At 45.7% G+C, this 11,852-nt stretch carries 13 protein-coding genes; 7 read left to right on the top strand and 6 right to left on the bottom strand.

Annotated elements, in window-relative coordinates; translation table 11 throughout:
- The first annotated feature begins 1 nt into the window (after position 1).
- Together CPIN_RS19740 and CPIN_RS19735 are read left to right on the top strand one after the other, a co-directional pair.
- On the top strand, positions 2-562 hold the full coding sequence (locus CPIN_RS19740) for a T9SS type A sorting domain-containing protein (RefSeq protein ID WP_012791608.1): 561 nt from the start codon (positions 2-4) through the stop codon (positions 560-562).
- Between the two features lie 15 nt (positions 563-577).
- Positions 578-1,042, top strand: coding sequence for a VOC family protein (locus tag CPIN_RS19735; RefSeq protein WP_071820379.1), 465 nt, complete (start codon positions 578-580; stop codon positions 1,040-1,042).
- On the opposite strand, the gene CPIN_RS19730 is transcribed toward CPIN_RS19735, so the two are convergent.
- Positions 1,033-2,124 (bottom strand): mechanosensitive ion channel family protein, encoded by a 1,092-nt coding sequence (locus CPIN_RS19730; protein ID WP_012791606.1) that lies wholly within the window; start codon positions 2,122-2,124, stop codon positions 1,033-1,035. The two genes, CPIN_RS19735 and CPIN_RS19730, sit on opposite strands and share 10 nt — an antisense overlap.
- 112 nt (positions 2,125-2,236) lie before the next feature.
- Between CPIN_RS19730 and CPIN_RS19725 the strand changes: the two genes are divergently transcribed.
- The 5 genes from CPIN_RS19725 (at position 2,237) to CPIN_RS19705 (ending at position 8,738) form a co-directional block, all read left to right on the top strand.
- Positions 2,237-3,571: a DEAD/DEAH box helicase gene (locus CPIN_RS19725; protein WP_012791605.1), complete on the top strand. Its 1,335-nt coding sequence runs from the start codon at positions 2,237-2,239 to the stop codon at positions 3,569-3,571.
- Between the two features lie 215 nt (positions 3,572-3,786).
- The gene (locus tag CPIN_RS19720) at positions 3,787-4,275 is read left to right on the top strand and encodes a response regulator (RefSeq protein WP_012791604.1); all 489 of its coding nucleotides are present in this window, start codon (positions 3,787-3,789) and stop codon (positions 4,273-4,275) included.
- 112 nt (positions 4,276-4,387) lie between these two features.
- Positions 4,388-5,560 carry a glycosyltransferase family 4 protein gene (locus CPIN_RS19715; RefSeq protein WP_012791603.1) on the top strand — a complete coding sequence of 391 codons (1,173 nt, stop codon included), beginning with the start codon at positions 4,388-4,390 and terminating at the stop codon, positions 5,558-5,560.
- 1,439 nt (positions 5,561-6,999) lie between these two features.
- Positions 7,000-8,358, top strand: a complete 1,359-nt coding sequence (locus tag CPIN_RS19710; protein WP_012791602.1) for a sigma-54-dependent transcriptional regulator — start codon at positions 7,000-7,002, stop codon at positions 8,356-8,358.
- A gap of 95 nt (positions 8,359-8,453) precedes the next feature.
- Entirely contained in the window at positions 8,454-8,738 is a 285-nt protein-coding gene (locus tag CPIN_RS19705; protein WP_148230598.1) for an Hpt domain-containing protein, read from the top strand.
- Between the two features lie 87 nt (positions 8,739-8,825).
- Here CPIN_RS19705 and CPIN_RS19700 read toward each other — a convergent pair whose 3' ends face one another.
- The 5 genes from CPIN_RS19700 to CPIN_RS19680 all read right to left on the bottom strand — a co-directional run bounded on the left by CPIN_RS19700 (position 8,826) and on the right by CPIN_RS19680 (position 11,792).
- On the bottom strand, positions 8,826-9,281 hold the full coding sequence (locus CPIN_RS19700) for a PA2169 family four-helix-bundle protein (RefSeq protein WP_012791600.1): 456 nt from the start codon (positions 9,279-9,281) through the stop codon (positions 8,826-8,828).
- 159 nt (positions 9,282-9,440) lie between these two features.
- Positions 9,441-9,872, bottom strand: coding sequence for a nuclear transport factor 2 family protein (locus CPIN_RS19695; RefSeq protein ID WP_148230597.1), 432 nt, complete (start codon positions 9,870-9,872; stop codon positions 9,441-9,443).
- Between the two features lie 57 nt (positions 9,873-9,929).
- Positions 9,930-10,802: a class I SAM-dependent methyltransferase gene (locus tag CPIN_RS19690; RefSeq protein WP_012791598.1), complete on the bottom strand. Its 873-nt coding sequence runs from the start codon at positions 10,800-10,802 to the stop codon at positions 9,930-9,932.
- 126 nt (positions 10,803-10,928) lie between these two features.
- Entirely contained in the window at positions 10,929-11,195 is a 267-nt protein-coding gene (locus CPIN_RS19685) for a hypothetical protein (protein WP_012791597.1), read from the bottom strand.
- Between the two features lie 93 nt (positions 11,196-11,288).
- Complete coding sequence (locus CPIN_RS19680) at positions 11,289-11,792, bottom strand: DUF4251 domain-containing protein (RefSeq protein WP_012791596.1); 504 nt, start codon at positions 11,790-11,792, stop codon at positions 11,289-11,291.
- Positions 11,793-11,852: the final 60 nt, after the last annotated feature.

The raw sequence follows: 11,852 nt of genomic DNA, 5'->3' as shown, positions 1-11,852 counted from the left end.
AATGAAAACAATCAGTAAAATAATTACAGCAAGTGCTGTGGGTGTGTCATTCCTTTTTTCAGGAATGGCACACGCGCAGTCAGCGCTGATCCCCAAGATCGAACGTCAGGTCACTGCCAGCGGAGGAAAAGCCGTACTGGTAGGATTAACTGACATGGACAACAAGTTATTCGAATACGAAATTGACTGTACAATCGGCGATATCATGGTGAAACAGCTCAGCTATCCGGACTATGCCGTCGTACAACAAGGATATCAGCAAGGTCCGTTGGTGCTGCCAAAGCTGAATGCAGATGAAATGCTGGTGTACCCCAACCCTACTGATAAAGAGATCACCATTAAGTATAACCTGGACCCGGGAGTCAAAAGAGTGGACGTGCGCGTCATCAACCTCTATGGCCGTATGGTCTTCTCAGAAGCTAATACACCGCTGGCCAGCTACGGTACCATGTATGAGTACAAACTGGATGTACAGGATTATGTACCAGGCGTTTACCTGGTAACGATCATCTTCGACACAGGTATCAAGGTGACAAGAAAGTTCATAAAATTCGATCAGTAGTGAGTATATTGGAGAATGAAACAACGGATTCCACACTGGCTTATGCTGGCGGCTGTTATGATCTTCTCCAATATGCCCGCTTCCGCACAACAACGAAAAAGCGCCATGTTAAATCACATCGCGCTTTATGTAGTTGATCTTCAGAAAAGTACTGCATTTTACAGGGACATCGTTCAGATAGATACCATCCCTGAGCCCTTCCATGATGGACGACATACATGGTTCAAAGTGGCTGAACACAGTCATCTGCACATTATTTCAGGAGCAAAGGAAATCGTCCCCCACGATAAAAACTCACACCTCTGCTTCAGCGTCTCCTCCGTCGAAGAATTTATGGCCCGCTTACGTCAGCACCACATCCCTTTCCAAAGCTGGCAAGGTGAAGCGGATAAGCCAACCCTCCGGGTCGATGGTATCAAACAGATCTATTTCACCGACCCGGATGGCTATTGGGTAGAGATCAATGACGATCATCCCTGAGCCAGTAATTTCTGCTCATTTTCTTCCAGTAAAGCACGCGTTTTCGGCAGACAGTAAGCATGATTGGCCTGTATAAAGGACAACATGTTTTCCCGCAGAAAACAGCGCAAATCGAATGCTTTGCCCGAACTGTTCGCACTCACCAGCATTCTGACTTCCACAGAACGGTCGGTAATGTTGGTGACCTGCATCACCTGCACCCGCTTATCCCATAACGGGTGATCTTTTAAGATCCGCTCAAACTCCGCACGGAGTATATCAATAGGCGCTGTATAGTCCAGGTACAGGAAAGCCGTCCCCAATATCGCCGACCCCGTACGTGTCCAGTTCTGAAAAGGCTTTTCTATAAAATAGTTGATCGGTAAAATCAGTTTACGCTGATCCCAGATACCCAGTACCACATAAGTCAGGGTGATCTCTTCTACCCGCCCCCACTCTCCTTCCACTACCAGTACATCGTCAATACGGATCGGCTGCGTAAAAGCCAGCTGCATCCCCGCCAGGAAATTAGACAGGGAACGTTGCGCCGCAAAACCCACAATAATACCACCGACGCCCACACCGGTCAGAAGTCCCGCGCCAATCTTCCGCAGACTGTCAAAACTCAGCAACACCGCACACAAAGTCAGCACCAGGATCATACTAATAGTCAGTTTACGTACAAACTGCAACTGCGTACGCATCTTCCGCTCCCGCAGATTATCCTCTTTTTTCAGGTCATAGGCGTGCATCACATAATCCTCAAATACCTTTACCAGTCCGGTCAGGATCAATCCAAAGGAAACAATCAGCGAGATCTCCACAATACGACTCAATACATCCATGGGCTTTTTTGCCAGTTCCATAAACGGCAATACCATGTCCAACACCAGCACCGGCAAAAAATAATTGATCGGTTTTCCCAGTCTTTTCAGGATAGACCTGATCAGGGAATAATCCGTTGCATTCTTACCGGCCGTCAGTTTCAGGATGAGCGCCAGCAGGTATTTAAAAAGAAAACCCGTAATCAGTGCGGCACAGCCAAGCAAAATGTTCCATACAATCGGCGGTAAATGAAGATCTTTCTGTAAATTCTCCAGCATCTCGGTTAATTATTGGTTCCCGCATTTCCCGCAAAGAACATACCGTATGTGCTCTGATTACAATTACGTATCTTTAGCGTATATATTTGTGAATTAAAACCATATAAGCACTTTGTATTTTGATGAATTTGACCTGGACGACAGGGTCCTGGATGGAATAGATGCGATGGGATATACGACGGCGACGCCAGTCCAGGAAAAAGTTATCCCCCCGATTATAGCAGGTAAGGACATTCTGGCCTGTGCCCAGACCGGCACCGGTAAAACAGCCGCTTTTCTGCTGCCTATACTGCACCGCTTAATCACTGAGCCCCATGATGCACGTAAAATCAACTCACTGATTATAGTACCGACCCGTGAACTGGCAGTCCAGATTGCCCAGACACTGGAGGGTATGTCTTATTTTACCTCCGTCAGCTCTATCGCCGTATACGGTGGCAGCAACGGCGCCCTGTTTGCCGCCGAGAAAAAGGCACTGACCTCCGGCGTGGATATCGTGATCTGCACCCCCGGTCGTATGATCGCCCACCTGAACATGGGCTACGTAAAGCTGGACGCAGTAAAATACCTCGTGCTGGATGAAGCAGACCGTATGCTGGACATGGGTTTCAGCGATGATATCATCAGGATCACGTCTACCCTGCCAAAGGAAAGACAAAACCTGCTGTTCTCCGCTACCATGCCCGATAAGATCCGCAAACTGGCCCTGAAGATCCTCCATCAGCCGGAAGAGATCAATATCGCCATTTCCAAACCGCCTGAAAAGATCGTACAGGAAGCTTTTGTCGTATTTGAAGAACAAAAGACCGGCTTGATCAAACAGCTCCTGGCACGCAAGGAATTCGGCTGTATTATTATCTTCTGCTCCCGTAAGCAGAACGTAAAACAGCTGACCTACGAGCTTAAAAAGGCCCGTTTCTCCGTAGAAGAGATCCACTCTGACCTGGAACAGGATAAGCGCGAGCAGGTGCTCATGGATTTCAAAAACAAGAAACTGAAAATGCTGGTGGCTACCGATATCCTGAGCCGCGGTATAGATATAGAAGATATTGACCTGGTTATTAATTATGACGTGCCAAATGACGCAGAGGATTATATCCACCGTATCGGCCGTACCGCCAGGGCGGCGACCGATGGTACCGCATATACCATTATCAGCGAAAAGGAACAGCGCAAATTTGCCCGTATTGAAGAAGTACTGGGTAAACCGGTGACCAAAGCCGAAGTACCGGCTGCATTAGGTCCGGTGCCGGAATACTCCCCTAAACCATTCCGCTCAGGTGGCGGCAAACGTCCGCAAGGTAAAAAACGCCCGGGGGGCGGGGGCGGCGGTAACCGTAATCATAGCAAACCAGGGGGAAACCAGGGTCCGCGTCCACAAGGAGGGCACCCACAGCACCATAAAAGCAAAAATAACAGCGGCGGCAAACCTGCCACCCAACCATAAATAACTGGTCCATACGACCTCTTCCAAACGTCCCGGCATCCCCCGGGGCGTTTTTTTATGCCCTTTCCATTCCATTTTTCCATTTTTTGGAATTTTTTCCTGAAAGTAGACGTTTCTCAGGGTATACCAAAACATGAAACCCGCCACCATGGCTAATTGGCAACGTTCCCGGAAACTGGCATTTAAATGGTTTCTATTATACCAAACGACAGCAAATGGCTAACAAGTTCGAAAGCAAGATATACGTAGTAGATGACGATCCGTTCTGCCTCGCCACTTACGATAAACACCTGAGAGCGCAAGGTTACGAACACGTACACTGCTTCCTATCAGGCGCCGACTTCCTCGCCGAACTGAACGGTCAGCCGGATGTAGTCCTCCTGGATCACGACCTGGGCGACATGACCGGACTGGAAGTTTTGAAAGAAATCAAACGCTTTAACACCAACATATTTGTCATCTTCGCCAGCTCACGTCAGCAACCGGAGATCCCTACTGAATCATTAAAGAATGGCGCGTTTGACTACATTATTAAGGACGAAAGTGTGCTGGAACATATCACAGGAACGCTGAACAAACTGTTTATCGTTTCGGATTATCTGAAAAAGAAAAAGATCAATAACAGATTCTTTCTCTTCTTCGGACTGGTCCTCGCCTCCTGTTCACTATTCAGTTATTTATATGAAGTATTGAGATCTTCATAACCTACACCGACCGCCTGCGGGCACCACAGCAAAGAGCCTGTTTACACCGACAACTGTTAAGAAGCGTTCTGTTTATCCCTATACCTAGATTACATATTTCAATGCATCCTTTATGAAAAAGATTATCGCAATACACCTTCATAACGACAGACACGGTAACACCATGGTGTTCCGTCAGTCACTGGAAACATTAACAGAGAAAGGTCTGGATGTACATCTTATCACGAATCGTACCGGTGATACGCCTGGATTCCTGTCCGGTATTCCAGGTGTACAATACCACTACATAAATTATTTAGAACGGGGGAACAAATGGCGTGTATTCTTCAGTTTCCTGCTGGCTCAGATGGTTATTTTCAGGAAAGTCTGGGGGCTGCTAGAGCCGGAAGCAAAAGTGTACATCAATACACTACTGCCTTTCGGTGCAGCATGGGCTGGCAGGCTGAAGAAAACGCCGATTACCTATCACATTCACGAAACGGCTATCGCTTTTCCAACACTGCGCTCGTTCCTGCTGAATACGGCCAGACGCACGGCCACACAGGTAGTTTTTGGCTCCCGTTATCTACAGGCAAAATTCAGTTTCCCGAAAGCGGAAAAACATATCGTACACAGCTGTCTGCCACAGTCTTTCGTACAGGAAGCCGTATTGCACGCCAATCATGGCTCCCGGAAGACCGTACTGATGATCGCACCGCTGGAGAAGGAAAGCGGGTTACCAGAACTACTCGAACTGGCGAACCAGATGTCTTCCACAAAATTTGAACTCGTTATTGACGCAAGTCAGAAAGAAATTGACGCTTATTTCCATAACTATTTTATCCCTGACAATCTGATGGTCTATGGCACACAGCTGAATCTGCATCCTTTTTACCAGCGGGCAGCTGTGGTCCTGAACCTCTCTAACACAGAGCACTACCAGGATACTTTCGACTTCAACATCCTGCAGGCAATGAGTTACGGACGCCCGGTGATCGTACCGCTTGCCGGAGGCGCGAACGAACTGGTTGCACACGGATGGAACGGCTATCGCATCAGCGGCAATTACATCGATAAAGTGCGCAAACACGTAGAACAGCTGCTGAGCAACAAACCGCTGTACGCCGACATGAGCTGTGCCGCACAACTGGTTGCCTTTCAGTTCAAACCTGAATTCTTTAAGCAGCAGGTAGAAGACCTCTTTGCAGACGGCACTTACTTTACGCCGCGTAAAAAGGAACAACTCGCAGAAGTACTGCTCTACCCTGCCGCACTACAGGAATACATCAATAATGCAAGAAACTAGCTAACGATATTACTTAGGGGGAATATGACGACAATCCATGGTTTTTTTTGAGGGTTTATTTGAGGTTTTTCAAGGGTTTATTTGAGGTTTTTCAAGGGTTTTTTTGAGGTTTTTTTAGATGTTTTGTGTTAAGTATGTGAACATTTCATCCTGGCCCCGGTGTACCGGAAAACGTGAAGCAGAGGGGCCAGGCAATGAGCAGGAACAGTGGAGGAATGTGTGCCATCCGGGCCCTGGTGAAAACGAAGAGATGGAGAAAGGCAGGGTCAGGAGATGATACCAGAAAGATCTTTAGTTATTGAAAATATTGTGTTGAGTATGTGGACTTTCATCCCGGCCCCGGTGCAGATGCTGTCAGTGAAAACAGACGGGGCCAGGAGATGACGGTTAGAACAGACAAAGTTATTATTTGAGGGGTTATTCCTATGTCAACTTAGAGTGTACCATCCCGGCCCTGGTGAAAATGAAAAAGTGTAGCAAGCAGGGCCAGGAGATGATACTGAAACAGATCTTTAGTTGTTGAAAAATATTGTGTTGAATATGTGAACGTTCATCCCGGCCCCGGTGCAGTTGCTGTCAGTGAGATCAGAAAGGGGCCTGGAGATGAAACTGGAAAAGAGAAAAGATATCATATAAGGATGTGGTGTGACTCCTATGACAGTTTAGAGTAGTCATCCCGGCCCTGGTGAAAATGAAAAAGTGCAGCAGACAGGGTCCGGAGATGATAGTCAAAAAGAGAATAAGGACAACGTGATAAATATTTGGTTAACGAATGCCGCTTAAGAGTGTCGTCATCCCGGCCCTGGTGAAAGTGAAAAAGTGAAGAAAGACAGGGCCAGGCGATGAGGCAAAACAAAAGAGATTTTTAGTACTTAAAAATATTGTGTTGAGTATGTGAACGTTCATCCCGGCCCCGGTGCAGTTGCTGTCAGTGAGATCAGACGGGGCCTGGAGATGATAACAGGAGTAAACATAACGTATGAATATGTGGTTGACCAATGCCGATTAAGAATGTCGTCATCCCGGCCCTGGTGAAATGGAAAAGGAGCAGCAAGCAGGGCCAGGCGATGAGACCTTAAAAAAAGATCTTTAACATTTAAAATATTTGTATTGAGTATGTAGACTTTCATCCCGGCCCCGGTGCAGTTGCTGTCAGTGGGAATAGAGGGGCCAGGCGATGACAGTAAAAGAAATTAATGTGGATGCTACCATTACCAGCTTGAGAGTGCTTGATCATGGCCCCGATGCAGTTTGATTTTGTGAAGGCAAAGGGGCCTCTTTTTTAGTAAGGAAAATATAGAACAGTGAACAAGAAATAATTTTTGCTTGCCTATTTCATAATAACCCAAAGGTCTTCTGCACTACACTTTTAAAAAAGTGTGGTAAGGGAGACCTTTTGATGATTGAAAATTTTCCTAAATTAACGGAAAATTCCATGAATGCTCGATTTCAAGATTTTTATTGTTGAGGATGATAAGTGGTACGGAGGATTATTGCATCATTACCTTAGTCAGAACCCCGACTACGAAGTAACCCTGATTGGATCAGGCAAGGAATGCCTGGCGCAATTGCACCGGAAACCGGATCTCGTGACCATTGATTTCGGATTACCCGATATGAATGGAGAGGAATTGTACAAAAAGATCAAACAGGCGCAACCTAATCTGCCTGTGATCATTATCAGCGCACAAGAAAAGATTACTACTGCGGTAGACCTGCTCAAAATGGGTGCTGAAGACTATCTCGTCAAAGATGATAATACCCAGCAACTGCTGTGGAAAGCTATCATCCGCCTGCGCGAAAATACTTCCCTGAAAAACGAGATATCCGAACTGAAAGCGGAACTGAAAACGAAATATGATTATTCCCGTTCCATTATCGGAAACAGTCCCGCCCTGCAGACCGTCTTCAAAATGATCGATAAAGCAGCTGGCTCCCTGATCAATGTATCCGTTTCCGGAGAAACCGGTACGGGTAAAGAACTGGTCGCCCGCGCGGTACATTATAATTCCGCCAGAAGCGGTCATGCTTTCGTTCCGGTGAATATGGCGGCCATCCCAAGGGAACTCGTCGAAAGCGAACTGTTTGGCTACGAAAAAGGCGCTTTCACCGGCGCACAGAATAAAAAGATCGGGCGCTTCGAAGAAGCCAACGGCGGTACCCTCTTCCTCGATGAAATCGGGGAAATGGACCTCAATATCCAGAGCAAGCTCTTACGCGTACTCCAGGAAAAAGAACTCACCCGCCTTGGAGGTACCTCCAAAGTAAAACTGGACTTCCGCCTGGTAGTCGCTACGCATAAAAACCTCGCAGAAGAAGTGAAAAAAGGAAACTTCCGCGAAGACCTGTACTATCGTATCGTCGGTCTCCCGGTCACCCTTCCTCCCCTTCGCGAACGCAAAGAAGATATCCTGCTGCTCACACAGCATTTCCTGACCGCTTACTGCAAAGAAAATAAGGTCGCAGAGATCAAAGTCTCTCCTGCCGCCAGGGATAAGCTGGTAAGCTATGCCTATCCTGGTAATATCCGCGAACTGAAATCAGTCGTGGAACTCGCTGCAGTAATGTCTGAAAACAACTGCATTGAACCGGAAGACATTACCTTCCTCTCAGGTAATAATCACGATGTGGATACCGTATTGAATACCGAACTGACATTACGCGAATACACAAGACTGATCATCCGTAACTATCTTAAAAGATATGACGATAACGTACTGCTGGTAGCCGAAAAACTGGATATCGGTAAGTCCACCATTTATAAAATGTTACAGACAGGCGAAATAGAGGGCGCCTGAAGATTCTATCAACTATGATGCAACCGGAACACCAACTCTATTCTTATTCATACCTGTACAGAATAACCAGTACAAGTCCCTCCTTCATTCACAAAATGATAGGATTATTTGTTTCTTCCCTGGATGAATATGTATCCGAACTGGAACTCCTGCTGCAAAGCAAAAATCTCCAGGAACTTAAAAAAGTACTGCATAAAATGAAACCCAGTATGATGAACCTGGAGATAAAAGGAGCCGGCGAAATACTGAGCAAGGTCAGCGAGTCCGGTACATGGACAACCACCACCAGTGATAATATCCGTCAGTTAAGAGACACCCTGAAGGAAATTAAACCTTTGATGGAACAAGACCTCCATGAATTAAGCAAAGAAGTATCCTGAGAAACCTCAGGTGTCCAGATAGGAAAAGGCATATACTTGTCCGCAGACAGGTATATGCCTTTAAAATTTTTCAACCCGCTTATAGTCCTATTTATTAGCGTCGCGTAAAGCCTTGATCTGGTCGTGAGAACTTCTCAGTGTACGCTGCTGTTCTACGATCATTTCACGCACGTAAGCCGGCAATTCTTCATCTTCCAGTGCACTTCTGTAAGCACGCTGTGCCGCATCTTCCCCTGCTTCACAATTAGATAATACAGTGTGACGGTCATGACCGGTGAATACCGCTTTCACATCCATCCATGCGCGATAGATCTTACCACTTGTAGTAGTACCACTCTCCATATCGCCGCCCAATGAGTTCACCTCTGTACCTAATGCAAGACGGATCTCATGACTTTCGCTGATCATAGAAGAAAACAACGCTTTCAGATCGGAGTCTTCTTCCTTCAGCTCTTTCAGTGCTTTTTCATAACCTTCGATACGGTCATTGTTAATCTGGATCAGATCATTCAGTACTTCGATAGTTTCAATTGTAGCTTGCATAAAATAAGTTTTTGGTTAACAGATAAGGCTGTTCCGCCTCGTTGTTTCCAATAAACAGTTACAAAACTATGCCACAACTATTTCTCTTATGGACGAATGATGTACAACGTAGAACCTGGTGTAAGGTTATCTCCACTATGTGTAAAATAGCGGACGGCCTCAGGCAGGAACTTTAACTGCTTGTCTGGCAAGTAGTTTCCATTGCCCACCATCTTTGCCCCACACCAGTAAAATATACAGCTTCACATGCCCTGCTACGCCCCCGTCATTCGTGTCGGCACTAAATGTATGACGCACGATAGCGGTATTGCCGGTGATCACAATTTTCTGTTCACTCAGATCGATCGTTACGAAATCAGATTTACCATTGACAATATTGCTGACGAAAGTAGTTTTGTCTTCTATCTTACCACTGGAATGTCCGTAAGACAATTTTTCATCAGATACTTTTTCAAGTGTCGCCTTATCTGCATCTACCATGGCTTTCCTTAGCAGTTCTACCTGTGCTGCGACCACTTTTTCTTCTTTGGATTGTGCGAATGCGATGCCTGACAGCATACAACACACCAGTAGCATAGAATAAATTTTCATACGGGAGTAGTTATTCAATAAAAATATAGAATTGACATTTAAATTCTTAGTGTGACACTATCTTTTTAGGGCAAAAGCCACCCTGTAAAACTCATATCCTTTTTCTGTGCGCTCCGGAAGATAGCGATTCCGGTATTCTACAGCACTGTAATCTTCCAGCAGTTCCATACCAAAATCATCCAGGTAACGCCTTACCAGGATGGGTTCCAGCCCAAAAGTCCAGTTCTCCTCTATCTGCCGGAGATCATGTAATAATTTTTCTCCTCCGAAAAATGCAGCCGGATATCTTAACACTTTTTCATCAACATAAGTGAAAATAATATAACTGCCGGCAGCGAATGATCCCATAAAAGCAAAAGTGGATGCCACGGCCTCATGCGACAAATAATTACTGACGCCTTCCCATATAAATACCGTGGGCCGGGAAAGATCTATCTGTTCCGCAGCGGCCAGTTGCTCCAGCTTTTGTTCATTAAAATCGATCTCCAGATAACGCACATGATCCGGCATATGTCCCAGGCTCTTCAGGATTCGTTCCCTTTTGGCTCTCGCAGTGGCAGGATGATCGATTTCTATAACAGGTAGCGCACGCAGAAAGCCCAGACGTAAAGCACGGGTATCATAACCGGCGCCCAGAATGACAACCTGTTTCGCGCCATCGCGGACTGCCTGTTGCAGTAATTCGTCAATATAGCGCGTGCGCGCCACACCAGATGATAATGCACCGGGAATTCTTTTACGGATAATCCGATAAACCAGATTACGGATAAATGGTACGACAGATAACTGGGTGATGATCTTAAAGCGGGCTGTTAAAAAAGAAAAAGCATAAGGATCGGTAAACAGTCTTTTTCCGGACGGGCGGTTAGTCTCCAACGCCCGGAACAACGCCATATACTGGGCCGTACGACTGGCAGTGTCTGTCTTCATAACGAACGGGAAATGGGTTTATCTAAAGATAATAAAAAGACGCATAAAAAAAACTGCGGCAGATACTGTCTCTAACAATATCTGCCGCAGCTGACAAAACGCGTATCCTTTCGAAGGTACTATACGTTAACTTAAAGAGTACTCATTGCTCTTGGAAAATTCGGCGAAAGCCTCCTGTGTCCACTGTTGGTAATCATTCAGATTGATTCCCAGTTTTTCATCACGGTGCACTTCACTGACCTCACGACTATCCCAATAGCCCCTGGCTAAAGATATTACATTAGCAGTTGTATCCTGCACATTTACACCGTAATCTTCAGGATAGCTCCTGTAATTACCCATTGCGAGTTCCTGGATTTCATGCTTAACGCCTTCTCTGTTATTCTTGGACATAGTTCTAATTTTTGGTTCGATAGGTATAAAACAAGAACTGTTCCCATATGCCAGAATCTACCGGCGTTAAGATAACTTTAACGTATTCTTTAGTTATCTTTTACTTTTCCTTTCGGTGATATAACCCGTGAAAGAAATAGGCTGTCTGTTATTACTGATCACCTGTAAAGAAGCAAAACCATTGTCGGATATAGTGAGCGAAAGCAGGCGTGCATCCTGCGTATCCTGTGGTTTGATCGTGATATCCCAGCCACCTTTTTTCCTTACTTCTTCCTTGTATTCAAATTTTGTAGAGGTAAACTGTATACCTCCTTTCGTCGGATCCATCGGCGCCGTATAGGCGCGACCGAAGTAGGGCAGATAACTGATAACACTATCAGGTGTGATCTTTACATCATAATCCGATGTTATCTGTCTGTTGGGCGACGGATTCGTTGGCTGAACCGTCTGTACTTTGAATACATAATTACGCGTGCTCACCATTTTTTCCACCGCCTGCTGTTTCTCACTCTTTTTATCCTGTGCCTGTAAATTACTGATAAACAATCCCACGACCAGTAATAACACTGTTATCACCTTACTTTGAACACTTTTCATAAAAACTGATTTTCTATATAACGTGCGAAAGTCATTCCACATTTTGTCCACCTATATCCG

It is taken from the genome of Chitinophaga pinensis DSM 2588 (genome assembly GCF_000024005.1).
Taxonomy (GTDB): Bacteria; Bacteroidota; Bacteroidia; order Chitinophagales; family Chitinophagaceae; genus Chitinophaga; species Chitinophaga pinensis.
This window is presented reverse-complemented; position numbering and strand designations above follow the sequence as displayed.

What these genes read in the sequence shown, in the direction of transcription:
- CPIN_RS19685 (WP_012791597.1), bottom strand. Translation starts at nt 11,195, where the DNA reads ATGTCCAAGAATAACAGAGAAGGCGTTAAGCATGAAATCCAGGAACTC.
- CPIN_RS19680 (WP_012791596.1), bottom strand. Translation starts at nt 11,792, where the DNA reads ATGAAAAGTGTTCAAAGTAAGGTGATAACAGTGTTATTACTGGTCGTG.
- CPIN_RS19710 (WP_012791602.1), top strand. Translation starts at nt 7,000, where the DNA reads ATGCTCGATTTCAAGATTTTTATTGTTGAGGATGATAAGTGGTACGGA.
- CPIN_RS19715 (WP_012791603.1), top strand. Translation starts at nt 4,388, where the DNA reads ATGAAAAAGATTATCGCAATACACCTTCATAACGACAGACACGGTAAC.
- CPIN_RS19730 (WP_012791606.1), bottom strand. Translation starts at nt 2,124, where the DNA reads ATGCTGGAGAATTTACAGAAAGATCTTCATTTACCGCCGATTGTATGG.
- CPIN_RS19735 (WP_071820379.1), top strand. Translation starts at nt 578, where the DNA reads ATGAAACAACGGATTCCACACTGGCTTATGCTGGCGGCTGTTATGATC.
- CPIN_RS19740 (WP_012791608.1), top strand. Translation starts at nt 2, where the DNA reads ATGAAAACAATCAGTAAAATAATTACAGCAAGTGCTGTGGGTGTGTCA.
- CPIN_RS19695 (WP_148230597.1), bottom strand. Translation starts at nt 9,872, where the DNA reads ATGAAAATTTATTCTATGCTACTGGTGTGTTGTATGCTGTCAGGCATC.
- CPIN_RS19690 (WP_012791598.1), bottom strand. Translation starts at nt 10,802, where the DNA reads ATGAAGACAGACACTGCCAGTCGTACGGCCCAGTATATGGCGTTGTTC.
- CPIN_RS19720 (WP_012791604.1), top strand. Translation starts at nt 3,787, where the DNA reads ATGGCTAACAAGTTCGAAAGCAAGATATACGTAGTAGATGACGATCCG.
- CPIN_RS19700 (WP_012791600.1), bottom strand. Translation starts at nt 9,281, where the DNA reads ATGCAAGCTACAATTGAAACTATCGAAGTACTGAATGATCTGATCCAG.
- CPIN_RS19705 (WP_148230598.1), top strand. Translation starts at nt 8,454, where the DNA reads ATGATAGGATTATTTGTTTCTTCCCTGGATGAATATGTATCCGAACTG.